The 23,710-nt window shown below is 61.5% G+C and carries 20 protein-coding genes and 2 tRNA genes; 9 read left to right on the forward strand and 13 right to left on the reverse strand.

Going from position 1 to position 23,710, the window contains the following annotated elements:
* Positions 1–96: 96 nt before the first annotated feature.
* The 8 genes from pheT to ASF04_RS24795 form a co-directional block, all read right to left on the reverse strand.
* Positions 97–2,523, reverse strand: coding sequence for a phenylalanine--tRNA ligase subunit beta (gene pheT, locus ASF04_RS24760; protein WP_056147784.1), 2,427 nt, complete (start codon positions 2,521–2,523; stop codon positions 97–99).
* A gap of 68 nt (positions 2,524–2,591) precedes the next feature.
* Positions 2,592–3,611, reverse strand: coding sequence for a phenylalanine--tRNA ligase subunit alpha (gene pheS, locus ASF04_RS24765; protein ID WP_056147787.1), 1,020 nt, complete (start codon positions 3,609–3,611; stop codon positions 2,592–2,594).
* Positions 3,612–3,706: 95 nt separating this feature from the next.
* On the reverse strand, positions 3,707–4,066 hold the full coding sequence (gene rplT / locus ASF04_RS24770; protein ID WP_026636905.1) for a 50S ribosomal protein L20: 360 nt from the start codon (positions 4,064–4,066) through the stop codon (positions 3,707–3,709).
* Positions 4,067–4,092: 26 nt separating this feature from the next.
* Entirely contained in the window at positions 4,093–4,290 is a 198-nt protein-coding gene (gene rpmI / locus ASF04_RS24775) for a 50S ribosomal protein L35 (protein ID WP_026636906.1), read from the reverse strand.
* A 216-nt stretch (positions 4,291–4,506) separates the two neighbouring features.
* Positions 4,507–5,046 (reverse strand): translation initiation factor IF-3, encoded by a 540-nt coding sequence (gene infC, locus ASF04_RS24780; RefSeq protein ID WP_255360930.1) that lies wholly within the window; start codon positions 5,044–5,046, stop codon positions 4,507–4,509.
* A gap of 20 nt (positions 5,047–5,066) precedes the next feature.
* Positions 5,067–6,974, reverse strand: coding sequence for a threonine--tRNA ligase (thrS, locus tag ASF04_RS24785; protein ID WP_019919778.1), 1,908 nt, complete (start codon positions 6,972–6,974; stop codon positions 5,067–5,069).
* 196 nt (positions 6,975–7,170) lie between these two features.
* A tRNA-Val gene (locus ASF04_RS24790) sits at positions 7,171–7,247 on the reverse strand.
* Positions 7,248–7,304: 57 nt separating this feature from the next.
* Positions 7,305–7,381, reverse strand: a tRNA-Val gene (locus tag ASF04_RS24795).
* Positions 7,382–7,521: 140 nt separating this feature from the next.
* Between ASF04_RS24795 and ASF04_RS24800 the strand changes: the two genes are divergently transcribed.
* The 5 genes from ASF04_RS24800 (at position 7,522) to ASF04_RS24820 (ending at position 13,687) form a co-directional block, all read left to right on the forward strand.
* Positions 7,522–8,460 carry a cation diffusion facilitator family transporter gene (locus ASF04_RS24800; RefSeq protein WP_056147790.1) on the forward strand — a complete coding sequence of 313 codons (939 nt, stop codon included), beginning with the start codon at positions 7,522–7,524 and terminating at the stop codon, positions 8,458–8,460.
* Positions 8,457–9,635 (forward strand): hypothetical protein, encoded by a 1,179-nt coding sequence (locus ASF04_RS24805; protein WP_056147792.1) that lies wholly within the window; start codon positions 8,457–8,459, stop codon positions 9,633–9,635. The genes ASF04_RS24800 and ASF04_RS24805 overlap by 4 nt, the downstream gene beginning before the upstream one ends.
* A 16-nt stretch (positions 9,636–9,651) precedes the next feature.
* Positions 9,652–10,302: a CatA-like O-acetyltransferase gene (locus ASF04_RS24810; protein WP_056147795.1), complete on the forward strand. Its 651-nt coding sequence runs from the start codon at positions 9,652–9,654 to the stop codon at positions 10,300–10,302.
* 84 nt (positions 10,303–10,386) lie between these two features.
* Positions 10,387–12,288, forward strand: coding sequence for a hypothetical protein (locus tag ASF04_RS24815; RefSeq protein ID WP_156368763.1), 1,902 nt, complete (start codon positions 10,387–10,389; stop codon positions 12,286–12,288).
* A gap of 97 nt (positions 12,289–12,385) precedes the next feature.
* Positions 12,386–13,687, forward strand: coding sequence for a TraB/GumN family protein (locus ASF04_RS24820; protein WP_056147800.1), 1,302 nt, complete (start codon positions 12,386–12,388; stop codon positions 13,685–13,687).
* Positions 13,688–13,706: 19 nt separating this feature from the next.
* Here ASF04_RS24820 and ASF04_RS24825 read toward each other — a convergent pair whose 3' ends face one another.
* Genes ASF04_RS24825 through ASF04_RS24835 form a run of 3 tightly spaced genes read right to left on the reverse strand, consistent with a single transcriptional unit; the run spans position 13,707 to position 17,274 of the window.
* Positions 13,707–15,977 (reverse strand): bifunctional (p)ppGpp synthetase/guanosine-3',5'-bis(diphosphate) 3'-pyrophosphohydrolase, encoded by a 2,271-nt coding sequence (locus ASF04_RS24825; protein ID WP_056147804.1) that lies wholly within the window; start codon positions 15,975–15,977, stop codon positions 13,707–13,709.
* Positions 15,978–15,984: 7 nt separating this feature from the next.
* Positions 15,985–16,335 carry a RidA family protein gene (locus ASF04_RS24830; RefSeq protein ID WP_019919787.1) on the reverse strand — a complete coding sequence of 117 codons (351 nt, stop codon included), beginning with the start codon at positions 16,333–16,335 and terminating at the stop codon, positions 15,985–15,987.
* A 57-nt stretch (positions 16,336–16,392) separates the two neighbouring features.
* A complete protein-coding gene (locus tag ASF04_RS24835; RefSeq protein WP_056147806.1) occupies positions 16,393–17,274 on the reverse strand; it encodes an alpha/beta fold hydrolase in 882 nt (293 codons plus the stop codon).
* A gap of 118 nt (positions 17,275–17,392) precedes the next feature.
* Here ASF04_RS24835 and ASF04_RS24840 point away from each other — a divergent pair, with 118 nt between their 5' ends.
* From ASF04_RS24840 to ASF04_RS28540, 4 genes are all read left to right on the forward strand, one after another.
* The gene (locus ASF04_RS24840; RefSeq protein ID WP_056147809.1) at positions 17,393–18,187 is read left to right on the forward strand and encodes a 3-hydroxybutyrate dehydrogenase; all 795 of its coding nucleotides are present in this window, start codon (positions 17,393–17,395) and stop codon (positions 18,185–18,187) included.
* Positions 18,188–18,328: 141 nt separating this feature from the next.
* Positions 18,329–19,636 (forward strand): dicarboxylate/amino acid:cation symporter, encoded by a 1,308-nt coding sequence (locus tag ASF04_RS24845; RefSeq protein ID WP_056147812.1) that lies wholly within the window; start codon positions 18,329–18,331, stop codon positions 19,634–19,636.
* 133 nt (positions 19,637–19,769) lie between these two features.
* Complete coding sequence (locus tag ASF04_RS24850; protein ID WP_229205195.1) at positions 19,770–20,285, forward strand: hypothetical protein; 516 nt, start codon at positions 19,770–19,772, stop codon at positions 20,283–20,285.
* A 188-nt stretch (positions 20,286–20,473) separates the two neighbouring features.
* A complete protein-coding gene (locus ASF04_RS28540) occupies positions 20,474–22,147 on the forward strand; it encodes a methyl-accepting chemotaxis protein (protein WP_056147815.1) in 1,674 nt (557 codons plus the stop codon).
* Between the two features lie 162 nt (positions 22,148–22,309).
* Here ASF04_RS28540 and ASF04_RS24860 read toward each other — a convergent pair whose 3' ends face one another.
* Positions 22,310–22,960, reverse strand: coding sequence for a CoA transferase subunit B (locus tag ASF04_RS24860; protein WP_082489006.1), 651 nt, complete (start codon positions 22,958–22,960; stop codon positions 22,310–22,312).
* Between the two features lie 14 nt (positions 22,961–22,974).
* A complete protein-coding gene (locus ASF04_RS24865; protein ID WP_056147821.1) occupies positions 22,975–23,685 on the reverse strand; it encodes a CoA transferase subunit A in 711 nt (236 codons plus the stop codon).
* Positions 23,686–23,710: the final 25 nt, after the last annotated feature.

The following is a 23,710-nucleotide window of genomic DNA, read 5'->3' on the forward strand; positions in this document are numbered from 1 at the left end:
GCCCGACCAAATGGCCGGACTCCCGGATGATAAAAAGAAAAGTTTGTGCTGGCTCAGCTACAGCTTAGCCAAGCTTTTTGCCAGCCCGCTATGCTATCACGCCCGCAGGCGCGCACCATGTTTCTGCTGCGCGGCACTCCCCACTGCGGTCATGATGGCCTCGACCACATCGTCTTGCAGGGTGTTTTGAGTATCTTGTAAGCTAAACCGGAAAGCAAGCGATTTCTCGTCCGCTTCGAGGCCCTTGCCGCGATATTCATCAAACAAAACAATGGCTTGCACCAACTTGGCCTGCGGACTCGCCTGCACTGCGGCATGGAAAGCATCGAGTACATCCTGCGCGGCCACGTCCTGCTTAACCACCACGGCCAAGTCGCGCGTGGCGCCCGGGAACTTGGAGATCTCGACGTATTCTGGCACAGTGCGTTGCTGCAAAGCAACTGCATCGACTTCGAACACGACCGGTGCATTCGGCAGCTCGTACTTTTGCATCCAGCGCGGGTGCAGCTCGCCGATGAAACCGATCACCTGGCCGCCCAGCAGCACGTTGGCAGAGCGGCCAGGGTGCAGCGCCGGGTGTTCCGCTTTTTCGAAGCGCAGCGTTTGCGGTGCGAACAGGTGCTCGAGGTCGGCTTTCAGGTCGAAGAAATCGACCGCGCGGCTGTCCTGGCCCCACTGCTCGTCAGCATTGCTGCCGTACGCCATCGCAGCCACGCGCTTCGGTTGCCGGTAGCCAGCGACCGCCAGCGGACCGTCGGCCACGCTGTCGTCGCGCTGGTAGATGGCGCCCACTTCAAACACTCGCACGCGGTTGGTTTTGCGGTTGAGGTTGTAACGGACGTTGGCCACCAGGCTGCCCACCAGGGTCGAGCGCATTACGCTCATCTGGCTGGCGATCGGGTTTTGCAGCTTGATCGGATTGGCGTTGCCACCGAAGTCCTGCTCCCACGCCGCTTCCACAAAGCTCATGTTGACCACTTCCTGGAAGCCCAGGTCGGCCAGCTGGTGGCGCACGGCGAACAGCGAACGGGTGTTTTCCGGCGCGATCACCATGGTGTTGGCAGCGACCGGCGCCACGGCCGGGATGTTCTCGAAGCCGTACACGCGCGCCACTTCCTCGATCAGGTCTTCCTCGATCTCGATGTCGAAGCGGTAGCTTGGTGCGGTCACCGAGAATACGCCGTCAGCCAAGGTGAACGGCAGCGCCAGGCGGGTGAAGATGTCGGCAATGACTTGATCGTCGAGCGGCACGCCGATGACTTTCTGGGCGCGCGCGGTACGCAATTGCACCGGGGTGCGTTGCGGCAGGTTGACGATCTGGTCATCGACCGGGCCCACTTGCGTGGCGGCGGTGCCGCAGATCTCCACCAGCAGCGCGGTGATGCGTTCGATATGCTCAACCACGGTGGCGTAATCGACGCCGCGCTCGAAGCGGTGCGCCGCGTCGGTGGAGAAGTTGAACTTGCGGGCACGGCCCTGGATGGCGCTCGGCCACCAGAACGCCGCTTCCAGGTAGATCGACTCGGTCTCGAGCGACACAGCCGTGGCATCGCCGCCCATGATGCCGGCCAGCGATTCGATTTCCTGTTCGTCGGCAATCACGCCTACCCATTCGTTGAGCGCAACAGTGTTGCCGTTCAACAGCTTGAGGGTTTCGCCTTCCTTCGCCCAGCGCACGTCGAGGCTGCCGTGGATCTTGGCCAGGTCGAACACGTGGCTCGGACGGCCCAGTTCCAGCATCACGTAGTTGGAGATATCGACCAGTGCCGACACCGAACGCTGGCCGCTGCGCTCGAGGCGCTGCTTCATCCAGTCCGGCGTGGCGGCTTTGGCGTTGAGGTTGCGGATGACGCGGCCGGCGAAACGGCCGCACAGGTCCGGGGCCGAAATTTTAACCGGCAACACTTCATCGCTGGTGACCGGCACTGCGCTGAACCTGGGCGCGTTGAGCGCGGTGCCGGTCAGCGCCGACACTTCGCGCGCCACGCCCAGCACCGACAGGCAGTCCGCCTTGTTCGGGGTGAGCTTGATGGTGAACTTGAGGTCGTTGAGCGCGTAGTAGTCGCGGAAGTTCTGGCCCACCGGCGCATCGTCCGGCAATTCCAGCAGGCCACTGCCCTCTTCCGATAATTTCAGTTCCTTGGCCGAGCACAACATGCCTTGCGACTCGACGCCGCGCAATTGCCCCACCTTGATTTCAAACGGTTTGCCATCGACGCCGGGCGGCAGCACGGCGCCAGCCATGGCGCACACCACGTGCAGGCCGGGACGCACATTTGGCGCGCCGCACACGATGGTGAGCAAGGTGCCGGTACCGACGTCAACCTGGCAGACGTTGAGGCGGTCGGCATTCGGGTGCTTGGCCATGTCGCGCACCAGGCCGACGACCACGTTGGAGAACGGCGGCGCGACCGGTTCGACCTCTTCCACTTCCAGGCCGGACATCGTCAGCAGGTGGGCCAGTTCGTCCGAAGTCATCTTCGGATCGACCATGGTGCGGAGCCAGTTTTCGGAGAATTGCATAATCTAGCTTTCTAAGAATTGTTCCACGGGAGCGCCAGCACGGGCGGCGCTCGACCGTCGCTGAGGTGTTAGTTGAACTGCTTGAGGAAGCGCAGATCGCCTTCGTAGAACAGCCGCAGGTCGTTCACGCCGTAACGCAACATGGTCAGGCGCTCGAGGCCGGAGCCGAACGCGAAGCCGATGTATTTTTCCGGGTCGAGACCGAAATTGCGCACCACGCTCGGGTGGACCTGGCCGGAACCGGAAATCTCGAGCCAGCGGCCCTTGAGCGGACCCGAGCCGAACGCGATATCGATCTCGGCGGACGGTTCGGTAAACGGGAAATACGACGGCCGGAAGCGCACTTGCAGGTCGTCGGTCTCGAAAAAGGCCTTGACGAAGTTCAGGTACACGCCCTTCAAGTCGGCAAAGCTGATGTTCTCGGCGATCCACAGGCCCTCAACCTGGTGGAACATCGGCGAGTGGGTCGCATCGCTGTCAACGCGGTAGGTACGGCCGGGCGCGATGACCTTGATCGGCGGCGTGTGGCTGCGCGCGTAGCGCACCTGCATCGGGCTGGTGTGGGTGCGCAGCAGCAGCGGCTTGCCTTCGCTGTCGTTGCCGTCGATGTAGAAAGTGTCTTGCATCGAACGGGCCGGGTGATTTTCCGGGCTGTTCAGGGCAGTAAAATTGGTCCAGTCGTTTTCGATTTCGGGGCCGTCGGCCACGTCGAAACCGATCGAGCGGAAGATCTCTTCCACCCGCTCCCAGGTACGCATCACCGGGTGCAGTCCACCGCCGGCGCGTCCGCGGCCTGGCAGGGAGACGTCGATCGCCTCGGCGTTCAAGCGGGCTTGCAGCTGGGCGTCGGCCAGCGCGTCGCGCCGGGCCGTCAGGGCCGCTTCGATCTGCTGCTTGGCAGCATTGATCATGGCGCCTTGCGCCTTGCGTGCTTCCGGGTCGAGCTTGCCCAGGCCCTTCATCAATTCGGTGATCTGGCCGGTCTTGCCCAGGTATTTGGCTTTGGCATTTTCCAGTGCGGCGGCGTCGTCTTGCGCGACCGTGAAATCCTGCACTGCTGAGGCAACGAGTTGTTCCAGGGAGTACATGCGTTTCTTATCCTCAATCAAAAACGGGGCACAGGTTCACACCTTTGCCCCGTCCTTTACGCTGCCCCGCGAAGGGCCGCATCATCAATCAATGCTTACGCAGCGATTTGTGCTTTGACTACGTTGACAATCGCAGCGAATGCTGGCTTGTCCATCACTGCCATATCGGCCAGGACTTTACGGTCCAGTTCGATTGCAGCTTTCTTCAGACCGTTCATGAATACGCTGTACGTCACGCCATGCTCACGGGAAGCGGCGTTGATACGGGCGATCCACAGGCGGCGGAAGACGCGCTTCTTGTTACGACGGTCGCGGTAGGCGTACTGGCCAGCGCGCATAACTGCTTGCTTGGCAACACGGTAAACCTTGCTACGACGACCACGGTAACCCTTGGCCAGGTTTAAGACTTTTTTATGACGGGCACGAGCTGTAACCCCACGTTTTACTCTAGGCATAGTAACTCCTTAAATTGAGTGTGAGATTAAGCCGATGGCATCATGCGCAGAACCGATTTCACGTCTGCCGCATCGACATTGGTGATACCGCGCAGCTGGCGCTTGGATTTGGTGGTTTTCTTGGTCAGAATGTGACGCTTGAAAGCGTGACCACTCTTAACGGTACCACCTGGGCGTACGCGAAAACGTTTTTTCGCGGAGCTTTTGGTTTTCATTTTTGGCATAGATATTCTGTCGTTTTACGGACAGCTCCATATCGAAACAGGATTACAGGTGGTAACTACGTTACGCTTAGATGCCTGCTCTCACTTGTTTGTGCAGCGGATGCGAGTCCACTACATTTACTACAGCCGACGATTATAGCCGACTTTCATTCAAGATGCAGCAAATAAAAAAGGCGCCCGCGTGGACGCCCTTCTTTGCCACATTGTCACGGCAACTTACTTCTTTTTCTTAGGAGCAAGGACCATGATCATCTGGCGGCCTTCCATTTTCGGGAACTGCTCGACCTGGCCATGCGGCTCGAGGTCGGCTTTCAGACGTTCCAGCATACGGAAGCCAATATCCTGGTGCGCCATTTCACGACCGCGGAAACGCAGCGTGATCTTGGTCTTATCGCCTTCCTCGAGGAACTTGATAAGGTTGCGCAGCTTGATATTGTAGTCGCCATCATCGGTACCCGGACGGAATTTGACTTCCTTCACGGAGATGATTTTCTGCTTCAATTTCGCCTCGTGAGCCTTTTTCTGCTCCGAGTACTTGAATTTGCCGTAGTCCATCAAACGGCAAACCGGCGGGACCGCCGTAGGGGCGATCTCGACCAGGTCGACGTTTGCCTCTTCCGCCAGGCGGAAGGCTTCGGCCAAAGTCACGATACCGAGTGCTTCGTTATCGACCCCGCTCAAACGCATTTCGGGGGCAGTGATTTCGCCATTGATGCGATGCGACTTGTCAGTAGCTATGGTGATTCCTTTTAAAATTTGATAACTGGCGCGTGCGATCAGGCTTTGTTGGCGATGTCTTGCGACAGACGCTCGATCAGGGCATCGATGGACATGACGCCCAAATCGACATTACCCCGGGCCCGCACGGCCACAGTGTTGGCATCCCGCTCCTTGTCGCCCACCACGAGGATGTACGGCAGTTTTTGGACGGAATGTTCACGTATTTTATAGTTTATTTTCTCATTACGCAAATCCGTCTGTACGCGGAACCCGCTGCGGCGCAGCTTTTCAGCCACTTGTTGCACATATTCGGCCTGCGCATCCGAGATATTGAGGACCGATACCTGCACCGGCGCCAGCCATGCCGGCAGCGCGCCCGCATAGTTTTCGATCAGGATGCCGATGAAACGTTCCATCGAACCGACGATCGCCCGGTGCAGCATGACCGGCACCTGGCGCGTGTTGTCCGCTGCCACGTATTCGGCGCCCAAACGCTCCGGCATGAAGAAGTCGACCTGCATGGTGCCCACTTGCCATGGACGGCCCAGCGAATCCTTCAAGTGGTACTCGATTTTCGGACCATAGAACGCGCCCTCGCCCGGCAATTCGGTCCAGGTCACGCCGCAGGCGCGCAAGCCCGAGCGCAACGCTTCTTCGGCCTCGTCCCACACTTCGTCGGTACCGATGCGGTTGTCCGGACGCAGCGCCAGTTTCACTTCGATATTATGGAAGTGGAAATCGGCATACACTTCCATCGCCTGCGTGTGGAACGACACCACTTCCGGCTCGATCTGCTCGTGGGTGCAGAAAATGTGGCCGTCATCTTGCGTAAAGCCGCGCACGCGCATGATGCCGTGCAGCGCGCCCGACGGCTCGTTGCGGTGGCACTGGCCGAACTCGCCGTAACGCAGCGGCAGGTCGCGGTACGAACGCATATTGCTGTTGAAGATCTGCACGTGGCCCGGGCAGTTCATCGGCTTCAGTGCATACGAGCGGTTTTCCGACTCGGTGACGAACATGTTTTCGCGATAGTTATCCCAGTGACCGGTCTTGCCCCACAGGCTGGCGTCGAGAATCTGCGGCGCCTTGACCTCTTGATAGCCATTGACCTGGTACTTGTGGCGCATGTATTGCTCCACTTGCTGCCAGATGGTCCAGCCTTTCGGATGCCAGAACACCAGGCCAGGCGCCTCGTCCTGGAAATGGAAGAAGTCGAGCTGCTTGCCCAGCTTGCGGTGGTCGCGTTTTTCCGCCTCTTCCAGCTGGAACAGGTACTGCTCCTGGTCTTCCTTCTTGGCCCAGGCCGTGCCGTACACGCGCTGCAGCATTTCGTTCTTGCTGTCGCCGCGCCAGTAGGCGCCGGCCAGCTTCATCAATTTGAACACTTTCAGTTTGCCGGTCGATGGCACGTGCGGACCACGGCACAGGTCGGTGAAACCGCCTTCGCTGTACAGCGACACATCCTGGTCGGCCGGAATCGAGGCGATGATCTCCGCCTTGTACGCTTCGCCGATCGACTTGAAGTAGGCTACAGCTTCGTCGCGCGGCAATACCTTGCGCGTGACCGGCTCGTCCTTCTTGGCCAGTTCCGTCATTTTCTTTTCGATCGCCACCAGGTCGTCGGGCGTAAACGGACGCTTGTACGAGAAGTCGTAGTAGAAGCCGTTGTCGATCACCGGGCCGATGGTTACTTGCGCATCGGGGAACAGCTCCTTGACAGCGTAGGCCAGCAAGTGGGCGGTCGAGTGACGGATCACGTCCAGACCCTCGGGGTCCTTGTCGGTGATGATGGCCAGGTCGACGTTTTTCTCGATCAAGTGGGAAGTATCCACGACTTTGCCGTCGACCTTGCCGGCCAGCGCGGCTTTGCCGAGGCTGGTGGCAATGCTGGACGCCACTTGGGCTACGGTGACGGGACCCTCGAACTCGCGGGCGGAGCCATCTGGAAGGCGGACTGAAATCATGAATTTCTCCCTGTGGGCGCATGGCGCGCCTGTTGGTACATTGAATTAAAAAACGCGGACGAAAAAAAACGCGGACTAGCCGCGTTTTCTCTTTTTTTGAGCAAAAAGGTTCCCGTTCGACTAGCGTCACTCCCAAAGCTTGGTAGTAGTTCGCGGTGTCATAACCGGGATGCCTTTCTCGCTCTTACATGAATTCTGGTGGGCGGTGAGGAATTCGAATCCCCGACCCCTTGGATGTCGACCAAGTATTCTAACCAGCTGAACTAACCGCCCTTTTGTACTGCATTTTACTGCGCTTTTTACTACTCTTTACTGCGATACTGCGAATTCTGGTGGGCGGTGAGGAATTCGAATCCCCGACCCCTTGGATGTCGACCAAGTATTCTAACCAGCTGAACTAACCGCCCGAAGACCAGCATTATAGAGAGCGAAAAGCAGAATGACAAGGGGCTTCATAGGAAAGATTTACGATTAGCACTATGACGATAGCGCACGCTGTCCCTGCTTCCAGTAAACTGCCTGTATCTATTCATACACAAGAACAGCCATGTCCTTAGAAACTCGCGCCGCCTCCCCATCCGCCCATCTGCACGAGCACCGCAGCGACGATGCCAAATACAAGCACGTCAGCGTGCAGCGCAGCCAGAAGGTGCTGGCCTGGGCGCTGCTGCTCACGCTCAGCTTTGCCGTGGTGGAAGCGGTCACCGGTTTCATGGCCAACTCGCTGGCCCTGATCTCCGACGCCGGCCACATGGTGACCGACGCCGCCGCGCTGGGCCTGGCGCTGCTGGCGCAAATGATTTCCAAGCGGCCGCCGTCGGCGCGCCACTCGTTCGGCTTCGGCCGCGCCGAGGCGCTGGCCGCTTTCGTCAACAGCCTGGTGCTGCTGGTCCTGGTGGCGTGGATTGTGTATGAAGCGGCGCAGCGTTTTTCCACGCCCGAGGAAGTGCACGGTTCCACCGTATTTGTCGTGGCCGGCATCGGCTTGCTGATCAACCTGGTGCTGGCCTGGATGCTGTCGCGCGGCGACAGCAATATGAATACGCGCGCCGCCCTCGTGAATGTCATGGGCGATCTGCTCGGTTCGGTCGCGGCGCTGGTCTCGGGCGCGGTGATCTATTACACGGGGTGGATGCAGATCGACCCGCTGCTGTCGCTGTTCGTCGCGCTGCTGATCCTGCGCTCGACCATCGGCGTGCTGCGCGAGTCGTACCACTTCCTGATGGGCGGCGTGCCCGAGCCGATCGACTACCTGGCCGTGGGCGCCGACCTCGAGCACATCGACGGCGTGTGCTCGGTGCACGACCTGCACGTGTGGGACATGTCGCCAGGCGAACCGGCGCTGATCGGCCACGTGGAGATCGTCGAGTTGCAGCGCTGGCCGGAGATCCTGCAGGCGATCAAGGCGATGCTGCTCGATAAGCATGGGATCGACCATATTACCTTGCAGGCGGAGGTGGCGCAGGCGCCCGGGCGTCAGCCATGATGTGGGCGCTGCTAGCAGTGTGGTTGGCAGGGTTGCTGACATTTTCGGCAGGCAATGCATCGGCCTGCTCCTGCGAGTTTGGCGAAGACGCCGGCTTCATCCACGCCAGCCTCGAGCGCCTGCCCGCCAATGCGCGCGGCGCCTTGTTCCAGCTGCCGCCGACAACCGGTGCCACGCTGGTCCCGGCCTCGTTTACAATCGTCTCCGACCGACAAAAGTCGCCGCTCAAGGTGCTGATCACCTGGCCCGAACTCGGTATCAAGCAGCCCGGCCAGTTGTCGCAGCGCAGGTTGGCGCGGGTGGGTCCGGCAGGCGGATTCCGCCCCGGCGCACGCTATACAATCAGCTACAAAGGCAAGACTGACTTCTGGCGTTTTCCGGCGAGCACCTCATTCACCATCGATGCCACCGCGCTCGAGGTGGGCACCTATCGACTGGCTGAGGCCGGCACACCGGTGCGCCGACTGCTCCGATTGAGTAATGATGGCGGCCTGTGCTCCACCCAGCAAGCGGCTGTCGTGGCCGAGTTCGACTATCGACTTCCCGACCACTACGCGCATTACCGCAGCGCCATGATTTACGCGTCCGAAACCCGCAATGCCGACGGCTCGGCCAGCCTGATCGCGTACGAGCCCTCGCTGTGCCAGCCATGGGCGCTGGACGCCATCACCGCTCGCCAGGGACGCGACCTGCTGCACGCCAGCTGCGAGCAACCGGGGTTGCCGGTGACGGTGCGCGGCCGTGCCGGACTGCTCGAAGTGGAAGACCGCCTGCAAGTGACCAATGACTTGCGGATCGACTTCAACCGGGCTGCTGCCGGCGCCTGCACCGCCACGGCCATGCTGAACGACGCTGTCGCGCGCGTCGACACCGTGCGCGTCAAGGAGCTGGTCTGCAAGGCAGGTTTCGAGCCATCGCGTGAGGACACTGCGCAGCGCCCATCCTGGCCCAGCATGGACACGCTGATGACGCTGTTTCGCATGCGCGGCCAGTTGCAGACCAGGTGTCTCGACATGCTGTCTGACAAGTGGAGCCAGGAACTGCAATACGCAGTCGGTCCCACCCTGGGGCCGGCGGTGCGCGTTGCCGACAACGTGCGCACACACCTGCTCTACCTCATCGACAAGCTTTCCGACGCCGTGTCGCCGGCCACTCCTGGCTCCTCCACCAACTAGCACCATATACAGCACCATGCACAACTTCGAAAAACGCCGCGACCGTTATGAACTGTTTGCGTCCTTTGAAAAACCGCTCGTCAACCTCAGCTTCGAACTGCCGATGCCGGACTTCCGGCCTTATTGCAAGGCCAACGGCCTGCCGCCGTTCCACTTCTTCCTGTATTGCGTGCTCAATGCCGTCAAGGGCATCGACAATTTCATGTACCGCGTGCTCGATGGCGAGGTGATCAAGCTCGACAACTTTGCCGCGTCGTACACGGTGATCAACCATAACAACGATCTCAATATCACCAAGTTCGAGATGACCGACGATCTGCCCACGTTCATCGCGCGCAGCCTGGCGGCCAAGCAGGCCGCCGAGGCGCGCACCGAGCTGGCCAATATGGGGCCGTTGATGACGCCGCTCGAGCAGAAGCAGAATGTCCACATCACCTGCATGCCGTGGTTCAAGCTCACCTCGGTCGAGCATCCGATCTACCGCCATGCCGACTACGATATCCCCTCGCTGGCCTGGGGCCGCTTCGGCGACGCCCAGGCCGATGGCATGATGATGGTGCCGTTTTCGGTGCAGGCGCACCATGGTTTTGTCGATGGCTACCACGTGCATCTGCTGACGCAATCGATCGCCGCGCGCGCACGAAACCTCATGGCGCAGCAGGAATAATCGGCGCGATGACTATTCGTCGGTAGCCATGCCATTCATTTATTCCCGGCAGTAAGATAGTCATATCGACAACCGGGAGCGGCCATGCCACGATACGCCACAGCAGTCCAGTATGCAATGCGGATACTGATGGCGCTGTTGGCGCTCGGTGCGCTGCTGTGGAGTGAGGCGGCGCTGGCCTGCAGTTGTGTCAATCACCCGCGCTCGGGCTTCATCCATGCGGACCTGGAGCGCCTGCCGTCGAATGCGCGTGGCGCGTTGTTCCTGGTCCCGCGCCGACACCAGGGCACGGTGGCGCCCGATTCGTTCAGCATCACGTCCGATCGCGACGACGCACCGCGGCCGGCGCAGGTGACCTGGCCCCGCTTCGACGACAACGACGGTGCATATCCGTCCCTGGCTCGGGTGGGACCGGCTGGCGGCTTCAAGCCCGGTGCGCGCTACACCATACGCTATACCGGTGAGCCCGCCATAGGCATGCGGACGTCCACGCAGTTCACCATCGACGCCACGCCGCTGGCGCCAGGCCCAATTGCCCTGGCGATGAACGGCGCCCTGGCGCGCACGATGCTGCCCATGCGGGCCGGCGCAAGCTGTTCCGACATCGTAGCAGTCGTGGTCGGCAATTTTCACTACGAACTGCCCGACAGTTACGCGCCGTACCGCAGCATCGTCATGTACCAATCGCAGTCGCGCACGCCGGGCGCAGCGTATGAGGCGATCGAATATGCGTCGTCGTTATGCGAACGCCGCAAGCTGGGCGTGACCGCGCGCGGCGACGGTCGCGACCTGGTCCATGCCAGCTGCACAGCGCCACCAGCGCTGCTGCAAGTGCGCGGCCGCGCCGGCCTGCTCGAAGTGGAAGACGATTTGCAACCCACCGAACCGGTCACGCTTGACCTGGCCAACGCGGCCGGCGCTGCCTGCGATCCGGCAGGCATGTTGCGCGAGGCGCTGGCCAGCGACGATGCCGAACGCATCCACAGTGTCGTGTGTGGCTTTCCGACCCACTTGTGGGGGAGAAAACTGGCCACCGAAGCACTGGCCACGCCATCGGCCTTGTTTGCACTGGTCAAGCGCGAACAGCCGCCGCCGCGCGCATGCATCGCCCGCAGCGTTGCGCGTATCGTGGCGCAAACCGGCGAACCACCGGACGACCTGGGCCGCTTCCTGGCCGAGGATTTTGCATCGGGTGACGAACAGCGCATCGGTGCAGCAGATCAGGTGGCATCCGGGATAGCGCGCGAGCTGAACCGGCGCGAGTTGCCGATCGCCGTGCGCCAGCAGCGCGTCGAAGCTTTCTGGCAGCCGATGTTGCCCGCCATTGCGGGCGTGGTCATTGATGGCAGGGACCGCAACGCCGATCAGCTGGCGCGGATACTGGGACAGCATGCACAGCACAGCCAGGCATACGTGCCGGCGCTGATCGCCGCCGGCCGTCGTCCAGCACCCTCGGCGCGCCCCGCCCTGATTGCCCTGACCCGCCTGATACCGCAAGACCAACGCCTGCGCGTGCTGTTGCGCCACGCCGCCCGCCAACCAGTGCTGCTGGAAACCGCCGCTGTGCAGTTCGCCGAGGTGGCCACGCCGGCCGAGCGGCCCGAAGTCAACCTGCTGCTGGCAAAAGCCATCGATGCCGGCAGCCGCGATGCGCTGTTTGCCGTTGCGCGTGACAGCGAACCGTCGAACGCCGCCGTCCCGGCCCTGCTGCGGCGCCTGCAGCGCGAGCTGCTTGGCGGCCAAACCTATGGTGTTTTCAGCTCCCTGCTCCATGTATGGCAAGGCGAGCCAGAAATCGCGACCGCGCTATCGACGGTGTTGCTCTACGACGGCATGACTCACTTGCAATTCTACCTTGAGCTCGTCGCCAAGGCCGGTGCAACAGCCCGCCCGCTTGCGCCCACCCTGCGCCTACTGCTGACAAGACCCCTGCCTGACGTTGAGCGCCAGGCGGCCGAACAAGCCCTGAAGGTCATCATCAAATAACGTTGTCGCTCCTTACACTTCGATACACGAATGCCGGAATTCAACGGTAAGATGAAACCACATTCATGCTTGAGGAGGCATTGTGCGGAATCTGTCGATGATTTTAACGCTGTGCGCCATGTGCTTTGCTGGTGCTGCGCACGCAACCGGTGCCGGGCCGCTGCCGCCGCGCCTGGTTGCTGCCGAACGCAACGGCCAGTTGATCTTCCTGCTGCCTGAAACGCATACGGGCATGCGCAGCCAGTACGACCGCTATTTCAAGACCGTGATCGCGCCAGCGTTCCTCGCCTCCAGCCTGTTGCTCAGCGAACGCTCGTCTCCAATCCAGGCCGAGTCCAGCCTGCGCTACCAGGCCTGCCCCGACGAACAGCCGGACGAAGCCCAGGTGGACCCCGCACTGAACGCGGCGTTGCCCGAAGTGCTGCCCACTTCGTACTGGGGCGTGTTTCCGCCATCGGCGCCAGTGACCGGCTTCAGCCGCTTCATGCGGTTCCAGCTGGTATTCGAAGACGCCTACTTCAACTCGACAGGACGAAACACGCCGCCGTGGCAGCCGCAGCCAGCACCGGAGTTGCCTGCCCGGCTAACCGCCAATTATGCGACCCGCCTGATGCTGGACGATCCGCGTCCGTTTGCGTCGGTCGATACGCCGGCCAGCAGCTACCATGCGTATTGCTCGCTGGCGCCGGCGCAACGCACTGCGCTGGCGCGGGCTGCATTGCAGATGCGACTGCGCCAGGCCGGCCATGCGCCGCCGCTCGATCAACTGGGCAAGCCTGAAGATGCTGCAGCGATCGAGCGCCGTGAACTGGAGGAAAAGGCTGCCAAGATGGATGCCAACTACTGGCTATGGGTGCAGCGCATCGCGTTGGCGGTGAAGTCGAGCAACGGCGCGGTCCGTGCAGCAGCTGCGGATGCGCCGACCATCGAACAGAACCGGCTCGACAGCGATCGCTACCTGCTGGCCGCCCGCAACCGCGAGTGGCTGGCGCGCCTGCCGCAGATGACCGCCGGCCAGCGCTTGCCGTTCATGGTGCTGGGCGCTGCCCACCTGCCGGACACGCCGGCAGGACCAGGTTTGCTGCGGCTGTTACGCGAAGCCGGCTACCGGTTGACGCTGGTGCGCGACCATGCGCAGCTGACCGCCATGTTGCACCGCCTGCCGCCGCCGCTGGCCAAGCCATCGCCAGCGGCCGACCAACCCTGGCAGCGCACCGTACTCGATGGTCAGTGCACGAACATACCGCATGGCGAACTATGCGGCTGGGCTGGGGGCGGTACGGTGGTGAACCTGGTCGACAACGGCACTGCACACAACAGGCTGACAGTCTGTGTAACCCACGACACCGCCTGGGGGCCGCGCAACAACTGCTCCACCACCGACGTCCCCCGCCACTAAACCTGGTGTGGCGTCGTGGTTAACTGCGCCGTGCCTCCTGCACACCGGCCACTTCGGCAATGGCGTTCAGGGCTTTTTGCAGCTGGGCCGTGGCGCCGATTTCGGCCGTAAAGGTCATGCGCGCGAAGCCCTTGGTACTTTGGGTGTTGACGCCGATGACGTTGATTTTCTCGCGCGAAAACACCTCCGAGATATCGCGCAGCAGGCCCTGGCGGTCGTTGGCCAGCACGAAAATATCGACCGGGTAGACCGTGTCGGTGACGGCGCGGCCCCACTCGGTGACGATCACGCGCTCGGGCGCCTTAGCGCGCATTTCGGCAAAATTCTTGCAGGTGGCGCGGTGGATCGAGACGCCCTTGCCGCGCGTAACAAACCCGACAATGCCGTCCGGCGGCGCCGGCTTGCAGCACTTGGCCAGCTGCGTCATCAAGCCTTCGGTGCCCACCACCAGCACGCCGGACTTGGCGCCCTGCTCCGTGCTCGATGCCCGGCTTTTACCGAGGAACACCTCATCGACCGGTTCAACCGGCTCGCCGCTGTCGTGCAACGCGTGTTCGATCTGGCGCAGGCTGAATTCGTCCTTGCCCACCGACAGGAACAGGTCATCGACCTTGGCAAAGCCCAGCTTGTTGGCCAGGGCCTCCAGGTTGACTGCGGTCTTGCCTTCGCGCTGCAAAGTCTTTTCCACCATCGAGCGGCCGTGCGACAGGGTTTCCTGCATGTCGATTGCGTGGAACCAGGCGCGGATTTTCGAGCGCGTACGGGTGGCAACCGTGTATTCGTCGCTGAGCCAGTCGCGCGACGGTCCGGCCGTGCCCGGCGCGCCCTTGGCCGTGATCACCTCGCAGGTCTGGCCGTTTTTCAGTTGCGTATTCAACGGCACCATGATGCCATCGACGCGCGCGCCCCGGCAGCGGTGGCCCACGTCGCTGTGCAAATAGTAGGCGAAGTCGATCGGGGTGGCGCCCACCGGCAGTTCGATCACGCGCGCTTGCGGCGTCAGCACGAAAATGCGGTCGTCCAGTGCGGCCGACTTGAGTTTTTCCACCCATTCGCGCTGCTGGTCTTCCTCGCCCACCACCGATTCGGCCACATCGGTTTTCCACGCCAGCAGCTGGCGCAGCCAGGCGATCTTTTCCTCGTACTTCTGGCCGACCGAGTTGGCGCCGCCTTCCTTGTAGCGCCAGTGCGCGGCCACGCCGTACTCGGCAAAGCTGTGCATTTCCTGGGTGCGGATCTGCACTTCCAGCGGCCGGCCGTCTTCGGCCGTCACCACCGTGTGCAGCGACTGGTAACCGTTGGGTTTGGGCCGCGAAATATAGTCGTCGAATTCCTTGGGAATCGGGGTCCAGATATTGTGGACCACGCCCAGCACCGTGTAGCAGGTCTTGACGTCGGCCACGATCACGCGGAACGCGCGCACATCGTAGAGGTCGGTAAAGTCGAGCTCCTTGCCCTTCATCTTGCTCCAGATCGAGTAGATGTGCTTGGGCCGGCCGAACACTTCGGCTTCGATGCCAGCCGCTGCCATCTCTGATTGCAGGCGGGCAATCGCGTTGGTGACAAACCCTTCGCGCATCATGCGCTTTTCTTCGAGCATCTTGGCGATGCGCTTGTACGCATCGGGCTCGATGAAACGGAACGACAGGTCTTCCAGCTCCCATTTCAGTTGCCAGATGCCGAGCCGGTTGGCCAGCGGCGCGTACAGGTCCAGCGTCTCGCGCCCGTAAGCGCAGGTCATGTCGTTGAACAGCTTGATGTCGGCGAAATAGCGCAAGGTGGTCACGCACGACGCGAGCCGCACCAGCACCACGCGCATGTCGGACGCCATCGCCAGCAGCATCTTGCGCAGCGTTTCCACTTGCGCCACGGCCTGCTGGGCCGCGTTGCGGCCGCGCGCCGGACCACCGGTGGCAGACTGGGCCGGGGCCTGGCTTTGCGTCAGTTCGCGCAGCCGGATCAGCTGGCGCACGCCAGCCACCAGGTCGCCGACTTCGGACCCGAAACGCGGCTCGACCAGCGGCGCCTGGGCCGGGTCGAGCAAGGTCAGCTCGAACACCAGGCCGGCGATGCGGGTTTCGACGTCGCTGCGCATATAGGCCAGCGTGGCGGCCACGCCGGTGGCAAATTCAAGAGCGCCCTGGCCGTTGCTGGTGACGCGGCCGGCATAGGCCTCGCCGGCAAAGTCGAGCGCGGACTGCATGCGGATGCTGTCGTCGGGCGACAGGCCCGACAACAAGGGATCGGTGGTGGCGGACGTGGCGCCAGCCAGCGCGGTGGTTGAAACCATGATGCTCCTAGCGCTGGGCAGCGACGACGACGATTTCGATGCGCCAATCGGGATTGGCCAGTTTGGCTTGCACGGTGGCGCGCGGCGGCGAGTGGGCGCCGGGCACCCAGGCGTCGTACTCCTGGTTCATGCCGTCGAAGTCGGCCAGGTCGGCCAGGTAGATCTGGCAGCTGAGAATGCAGGTCTTGTCGCTGCCGCACTCGGCCAGCAGGCGGTCGATGTGGGCCAGCACTTCGCGGGTTTGACCGACGATGTCGAGGCTGGTGTCGTCAGGCACCTGGCCGGCCAGGTAGACGGTGTTATTGTGGATGGCCGCTTCGGATAGGCGGGGGCCGACGTGCAGTCGTGTAATTTCCATAGTGGTTTCCTAAAAATTATTATTATGTGGTTGCTTGCTTAGTATTTAATTAGTATTTTATTTGCCGAGCAAAAACGCGCGGGCAATCGCAATCTGGTCGTCGTGGATGAAGGTGGGCGCGTGGCCCACCTCGGCGATTTCCACCAGCGTGGCCTTGGGTCCGCGCTGCGTCATCAACTGCGCGGTATCGCGCGTGAGCAGGTCGGAGTTGGCGCCGCGCACCAGCAAGGTCGGGCACTGCACCGCGTCGTAGGCGGCCCACAGCATGGCCTCGTCGGCCTTGGCGGACTCCGGCGTGACCGAACGGAACGGCAGCGCCAGGCCCATATCGTAGTGGCGCACCCATTTGCCGTCGGCATCCTGGCGCAGCACGTCGGTGGCCAGCTTGTGCCATTCCTGCTCGGTATGCGGGCCGAACGAGGCCGACACATCGCGGATGAACTGCGCGCCTTCATCGAAAGAGTTGAACCGCAAGTCCTGGCCGATATAGTCGCCGATGCGCTGCAGCGCGACCGGCTCGAGCACCGGGCCGATATCGTTGAGCACCAGCTTGCGGATCGGGTTGCCCGGCAATGACGCCAGGCCCAGGCCAATCAAGCCGCCCATCGACGTGCCGAACCAGTCCACCGTCTGATCCTCTCTGCCATTGGTCACACGCGCGAGCAAGGTCACCATATCGCTGACATACTGGGGGATGCGGTAGAACTGCGGGTTCTGCAAGCGGCCGGAACGGCCACGGCCGACCACGTCGGGACAGATCACGCGGTACTCATCGCACAAGGCGCGCGCCAGGTGGTCGAAGTCGTCGCCGACGCGTGTGACGCCGTGGACGCAGATGAGTACACGCGGATTGTCGCGGTCGCCCCACTCCTTGTACGCCATCCGGTGCAGGCCGGCAGGTGACACGCAGGTGACAAAGTTCGAGGTGGCGTCGGTCATGCGGTTTCCTTGATCATTTTTTAAGTTGGTTCTAATGACATTTTACCGGGCGATGTGCTTAAATCCTAACGCAGTGTAGCGCAGCACGCCTTCTATCTCCAACCCTCCAGAGGACACCATGACGAACAAAAGTTTAACCGGCAAAACGGCACTGGTAACAGGCTCAACATCGGGCATCGGCCTCGGCATCGCGCGCAGCTTCGCGGCCGAAGGCGCCAACGTGATACTGAACGGCTTTGGCGACGCCGCCGAGATCGATCGCCTGCAAGCGGACCTGGCCAAGGAGTTCGGTGTGCAGGTGCTGTATCACAACGCCGACATGTCCAAGCCGGCCGACATCGCAGCGATGATCACCTTTGCCGACGACAAGCTGGGCGGCGTCGATATCCTGGTCAACAACGCCGGCATCCAGTTCGTCGCCAATATCGAAGATTTCCCGATCGAGAAATGGGACGCCATCATCGCCATCAACCTGAGCTCGGCCTTCCACACGTCGCGCCTGGTGCTGCCTGGCATGCGCAAGAAAAACTGGGGCCGCATCATCAACCTCGCCTCCACCCACGGCCTGGTCGGTTCGGCCGGCAAGTCGGCGTACGTGGCAGCCAAGCACGGCTTGCTGGGCCTGACCAAGGTGGGCGCACTGGAAACCGCCAGCACCGGCGTCACCGTCAACGCCATCTGCCCGGGCTTCGTGCTCACGCCGCTGGTCCAGAAGCAGGTGGACGACCGCGCCGCCAAGGACGGCATCAGCAACGACGAAGCCAAAAAGGCATTGCTGTCGGATAAACAACCATCAGGCGAGTTCGTCACGCCGGAAGAACTCGGTGCGCTGGCGGTGTTCCTGGCCAGCGACGCGGCCCGCCAGGTACGCGGCGCGGCGTGGAATATGGATGGCGGCTGGGTCGCGCAGTAATATCTACGCCCTTCTCATAAGCGGCGGCTTACCGGGTTATCACTAAAACGGATGGAACTGCAACACCTGCGGTTTTCCACAATAGTGATAACTGTTATTTTCACGGATGATGACCTCCTCAACTGAACGCGAGGAGACCCCGTGAAAAAACCATTCTATAAGGTACTGTACGTCCAGGTACTGTTCGCCATTGCGTGCGGCATCCTGCTCGGCATATTCCTGCCCAAAGATGCCGTCGCCATGAAGCCGCTCGGCGACGGCTTCATCAAACTGATCAAGATGATCATCGCCCCCGTGATTTTCTGTACTGTTGTGTCCGGTATCGCCGGCATGCAGGACGTGAAAAAAATCGGTCGCGTCGGCGGCAAAGCGCTGCTGTACTTCGAAGTGGTCTCCACCTTCGCTCTGGCCATCGGCCTGGTCGTTGCCAACGTTCTGAAACCAGGCGCCGGCTTCAACGCCGATCCAGCCCACCTGGACGCCAAGTCGATCGAGCAATACACGCACGCCGAAGGCTTGACTACCACCGACTTCATCATGAACATCATCCCGAAGACTTTCGTGGATGCGTTCGCCAAGGGTGACATTCTGCAAGTACTGCTGATCGCCATCCTGTTCGGCTTCTCGCTGTCGCTGCTGGGCGAGCGTGGCCGTCCGATCACCAAGCTGATCGACGAGCTGTCGCACGTGATCTTCGGTGTCGTCAACATCATCATGAAGGTTGCTCCAATCGGTGCCTTCGGCGCGATGGCCTTCACCATCGGTAAATACGGCCTGGCTTCGCTGATCCCGCTGGCTAAACTGATGGGTTCGTTCTACCTGACTTGCGGCCTGTTCGTGTTCGTTGTGCTGGGCCTGATCGCCCGCTACACCGGCTTCTCGATCTTCAAGTTCATCAAGTACATCAAGGAAGAACTGCTGATCGTACTCGGTACCAGCTCGTCGGAAAGCGCGCTGCCTTCGCTGATGACCAAGCTGGAACGCCTGGGCTGCTCCAAGCCAGTCGTGGGCCTGGTGGTACCAACCGGCTACTCGTTCAACCTGGACGGCACCAACATCTACATGACCATGGCCGCCCTGTTCGTTGCCCAGGCAACCAACACCGAGCTGACCCTGATGCAAGAGCTGACCATCCTCGGCGTTGCCATGCTGACCTCGAAAGGCGCTTCCGGCATTACCGGCGCCGGCTTCATCACCCTGGCCGCCACCCTGGCCGTGGTACCAACGATTCCAGTGGCCGGCATGGCGCTGATCCTCGGTATCGACCGCTTCATGAGCGAATGCCGTGCACTGACCAACTTTGTCGGCAATGGCGTGGCAGCGGTAGTTGTCTCGAAATGGGAAAAAGAGCTGAACATGGAAACCATGCATGCTGAGCTGAACAACCCTGGTTCGACCCTGGTCAAGAACGACCTGCCACCTGCGGTGGTACCCGTACCAGCACACTGATCACCGGTAGTGTCGCGAAAAAACCCCGCACAGCGATGTGCGGGGTTTTTTTTATCCGGGCCCGCCCAGCCCCTGACACCGCCATGGCATGGCTCTTGCGCTGCTCCCGTCATTCAAAGACCAAGGAGACAGCATGCCGGCCCTCACCCCCGTAACACTTCCTACCAGCAAAACCGACGCCAGCTTTGCCGTCGCCATCAACAGCAGCGGCAAGGTGGCCGGCACCATCGAGAATGAACACGGCGTGCGCCGCGCGGTACTGTATCGCAAGGACATGGTCGAACTGGGCACGCTCGGCAGCAGCGACAGCTACGCGGGCGGCATCAACAACGCCGGGGACGTGGTCGGCACGGCGAAAAACGCCGACGGCTACTGGCGCGCTTTCGTCGCACCAGCAGCCCGCGCCGGGAATGCATTCGCCATGCGCGACCTCGGCACCTTGGGCGGATGCAGCAGCCACGGCGCGGCCATCAACGACGCCGGCCATGTCGTGGGATTTGCCGATACGGCCGATGGCACTTTCCACGCCTTTCGCAGCGACGGCGTGCACGGCCCGGTCGATCTCGGCACCCTGGGCGGCCAGGTCAGTTACGCCACCGACATCAACAACCACAGCGTGGTGGCGGGCGCCAGCCATGGTCACGCCTGAACTGACGCGCGCTACCGCCGCAGCGTAGGCGCCTGCCGCAGCTCGAGCGCGTAGGACCAAAGTCCAATAGCAACATGGTGACCATAACGATATGGTATTACCCACAGGAAATAAATTCTTGCCTTGCTCTGCCCCGCCCCTGCCGAGTCAATTTCGATGTTCCATCTAAACCGGAAAAAGGGAATGGTATGAAACCGTCTAACTGGAAACTGGGCACCCGCCTCGCGCTGGGCTTCGGCATACTGCTGGTACTGCTGATCTCGCTGACTGTATTGGCTATTAGCCGACTTAACACCAACAACGAAACCATTACGCAGATCCTTGATGATCGCTACGTCAAGGTAATGCTGGCGCACTCAATGCAGTTCGAGGTGAACGTGCAGGCGCGTTATCTGCGCAACGCCATTATCGCTGGCGACGACAAGGCCACTGTCACAGAGTTCCTGGACAAGATTGCGGAGTCGGTCAAAAAAAACGATGTCTATGGACAGAAACTGGACAGCATGATCAATACCGCCAAGGGACGCGAGCTGTTCAAGGCCGTGACGGACAAGCGCGCAAATTACGCCGCAAAGCGCAATGTTACTGTCCAACTTGTTAAGGAAGGGAAGATGGCGGCTGCAGGTACCTATTTGCTGAAGGAATTGCGTCCGCCGCAGAACGAATTCTTCGCCGCGCTGGCAACCATGTCCGACTTCCAGCAAGAGCGTATGCGGCAGGATGGGAACCTGGCAGAAGCAAGCAGCAAGTCCGCCATCGTCCTGATGACGACGCTGGCAGTCTTCGCCTGCGTCACGGCGGTTATCATCGGCATACTGACGGCACGCTCGATCACCCGCCCGGTGAACCGCGCCGTCATGCTGGCCGAAGCGGTGGCTGCAGGCGATCTGAGCCAGCAAATCGATGCCACCCGCACCGATGAAATCGGTCAACTGCTGCAAGCACTGAAGAAAATGAGCGGCAACCTGCAGGATATCGTCAGACAGGTGCGCACTGGTACCGACGAAATCGCCACGGCCAGCACCGAGATCGCCAAGGGCAATCTGGATCTGTCGTCGCGCACCGAGCAGCAAGCCAGCGCGCTGGAGGAAACTGCTTCGTCCATGGAAGAACTGACCTCGACTGTCAAGCAGAACGGCGACAACGTTCGGCAGGCCAATCAGCTGGCGCAATCGGCCACGGAGATCGCGCGCAAGGGCGGCACCGTCGTGGCCGACGTGGTGGTGACGATGGAAGCGATTAATACCTCATCCAACAAGATAGTCGACATCATCGGCGTGATCGATGGCATCGCTTTCCAGACCAACATCCTGGCCCTCAACGCTGCCGTCGAAGCTGCCCGCGCTGGTGAACAGGGGCGGGGCTTCGCGGTGGTAGCTTCCGAAGTCCGCAACCTGGCGCAACGTTCGGCCGCCGCCGCCAAGGAAATCAAAAACCTGATCGGCGATTCGCTGGACAAGGTCAAGATCGGTAACGACCTCGTGTCGAACGCCGGCAGCACCATGGTCCAGGTGGTCAGCAGCATCGAGCGCGTCACCGACATCATCAGCGAAATCACCGCTGCCGGCCACGAGCAGGTAGCGGGCATCGAGCAGATCAACCAGGCGGTCACGGAGATGGATGCGGTCACCCAGCAGAACGCAGCGCTGGTGGAAGAGGCAGCTGCGGCCACGGCCGCGCTTGAAGAACAGGCGGAACAATTGGCAAAGGTGGTGGGCGTGTTCAAACTTGATGACAACGCACGGTCCTCGAGCTCAGCCCCTGTCCTTCAACCACGCACGGCAATTAGCACAGCGCCCGCCAGGAAAGCGCCGATGAAGAAAGGGATACTGAGACTTGCCATCCCGGCAAGTCTGGCATGAACAGCGGCCGATTACCTCGCCAGTCAGGGCGCGATTGGCCGCTGAGCTAACGATCACGACGGCGCCGAGGTTGCAGAGTGGCGCAGCCAGTGCGCCAGATCGTCGAGCTGCAGCCGCGACCATGTTTGCGTGCGTCGCGACTGCCAAGACGTTGAAGCGGTCTTACAATGCGGTCAGGTCCAGTTCCACGCCTGTGGCGGCAACGATCTGGTCCCTGCTCACGCCCGGCGCCAGTTCGATCACCTTGAGGCCGGTGTCGCCGACTTCCAGCACGCCGAGGTCGGTGACGATCAGGTCCACCACGCCCACGCCGGTCAGCGGCAGGTCGCATTTTTTCAGCAGCTTGTGCGACGTGGTGCCATCCTTGGCGGTGGCCACGTGCTCCATCAGCACCACTACCCGCTTGACGCCGGCCACCAGGTCCATGGCGCCGCCCATGCCCTTGACCATTTTGCCTGGAATCATCCAGTTGGCCAGGTCGCCGCGCTCGGACACTTGCATCGCGCCGAGGATGGCCAGGTTGATCTTGCCGCCCCGGATCATGCCAAACGAATCGGCCGAGCTGAAGTACGCTGCGCCCGGCAGCGCGGTGACCGTCTGCTTGCCGGCATTGATCAGGTCGGCGTCGACTTCATCGTCGGTGGGGAACGGGCCGATGCCCAGCAAGCCATTTTCCGATTGCAGGAATACTTCCATGCCCTCCGGTACATAGTTGGCCACCAGCGTGGGCAAACCGATGCCGAGGTTGACGTAATATCCGTCTTGCAGTTCCTTGGCCGCGCGCGCGGCCATTTCATCACGAGTCCATGCCATGTTTTTCTCCGTTATTAGTTCGATGCCGGGTTGGCGCGGACCGTGCGCTGCTCGATGCGTTTTTCCGGCGTGGCGTTGACCACGATGCGGTGCACGAAGATGCTGGGCAGGTGCACGGCGTCCGGGTCGATCTCGCCGATTTCCACCAGCTGCTCGACTTCGACAATGGTGATCTTGCCGGCCATGGCGGCGTTCGGGTTGAAGTTGCGCGCGGTTTTGCGGAACACCAGGTTGCCGGCCTTGTCGGCCTTCCAGGCCTTGACCAGCGCCACATCGGCCACCAGGCTGCGTTCCATGACATATTGTTCGCCGTCGAACTCGCGGATTTCCTTGCCGTCTGCGACGATGGTGCCCACGCCGGTCTTGGTGAAGAAGGCCGGGATGCCGGCGCCGCCGGCGCGCAGTTTTTCGGCCAGCGTGCCTTGCGGCGTAAATTCGAGCTCCAGTTCGCCGGCCAGGTACTGGCGGGCGAACTCCTTGTTTTCGCCCACGTAGGAGGCGATCATTTTCTTGATCTGGCGAGTTTCCAGCAACTGGCCGAGGCCGAAGCCGTCCACGCCGGCGTTGTTGGAAATGGCGGTCAGGCCCGTGACGCCGGAGTCGCGCAGCGCCCCGATCAGGGCTTCGGGGATGCCGCACAGGCCGAAGCCGCCCACGGCAATGGTTTGACCGTCTTGCACGATACCGGCCAGCGCGCTGGCGGCATCGGGGTAGATTTTGTTCATATTGTCCCTTGTTATCTCAATTCGC

The organism is Duganella sp. Leaf61 (assembly GCF_001421905.1).
Taxonomy (GTDB): domain Bacteria; phylum Pseudomonadota; class Gammaproteobacteria; order Burkholderiales; family Burkholderiaceae_D; genus Rugamonas; species Rugamonas zoogloeoides.

Bases quoted from the DNA above. Each gene is read 5' to 3' on its own strand.
- ASF04_RS24835 (WP_056147806.1), bottom strand. From the start codon at position 17,274: ATGACCGACGCCACCTCGAACTTTGTCACCTGCGTGTCACCTGCCGGC.
- ASF04_RS24815 (WP_156368763.1), top strand. From the start codon at position 10,387: ATGCCACGATACGCCACAGCAGTCCAGTATGCAATGCGGATACTGATG.
- pheT (WP_056147784.1), bottom strand. From the start codon at position 2,523: ATGCAATTCTCCGAAAACTGGCTCCGCACCATGGTCGATCCGAAGATG.
- ASF04_RS24825 (WP_056147804.1), bottom strand. From the start codon at position 15,977: ATGGTTTCAACCACCGCGCTGGCTGGCGCCACGTCCGCCACCACCGAT.
- ASF04_RS24820 (WP_056147800.1), top strand. From the start codon at position 12,386: ATGATTTTAACGCTGTGCGCCATGTGCTTTGCTGGTGCTGCGCACGCA.
- ASF04_RS24805 (WP_056147792.1), top strand. From the start codon at position 8,457: ATGATGTGGGCGCTGCTAGCAGTGTGGTTGGCAGGGTTGCTGACATTT.
- thrS (WP_019919778.1), bottom strand. From the start codon at position 6,974: ATGATTTCAGTCCGCCTTCCAGATGGCTCCGCCCGCGAGTTCGAGGGT.
- ASF04_RS24850 (WP_229205195.1), top strand. From the start codon at position 19,770: ATGCCGGCCCTCACCCCCGTAACACTTCCTACCAGCAAAACCGACGCC.
- ASF04_RS28540 (WP_056147815.1), top strand. From the start codon at position 20,474: ATGAAACCGTCTAACTGGAAACTGGGCACCCGCCTCGCGCTGGGCTTC.
- rplT (WP_026636905.1), bottom strand. From the start codon at position 4,066: ATGCCTAGAGTAAAACGTGGGGTTACAGCTCGTGCCCGTCATAAAAAA.
- ASF04_RS24860 (WP_082489006.1), bottom strand. From the start codon at position 22,960: ATGGCATGGACTCGTGATGAAATGGCCGCGCGCGCGGCCAAGGAACTG.
- ASF04_RS24800 (WP_056147790.1), top strand. From the start codon at position 7,522: ATGTCCTTAGAAACTCGCGCCGCCTCCCCATCCGCCCATCTGCACGAG.
- pheS (WP_056147787.1), bottom strand. From the start codon at position 3,611: ATGTACTCCCTGGAACAACTCGTTGCCTCAGCAGTGCAGGATTTCACG.
- ASF04_RS24840 (WP_056147809.1), top strand. From the start codon at position 17,393: ATGACGAACAAAAGTTTAACCGGCAAAACGGCACTGGTAACAGGCTCA.
- ASF04_RS24865 (WP_056147821.1), bottom strand. From the start codon at position 23,685: ATGAACAAAATCTACCCCGATGCCGCCAGCGCGCTGGCCGGTATCGTG.
- ASF04_RS24810 (WP_056147795.1), top strand. From the start codon at position 9,652: ATGCACAACTTCGAAAAACGCCGCGACCGTTATGAACTGTTTGCGTCC.
- rpmI (WP_026636906.1), bottom strand. From the start codon at position 4,290: ATGCCAAAAATGAAAACCAAAAGCTCCGCGAAAAAACGTTTTCGCGTA.
- ASF04_RS24830 (WP_019919787.1), bottom strand. From the start codon at position 16,335: ATGGAAATTACACGACTGCACGTCGGCCCCCGCCTATCCGAAGCGGCC.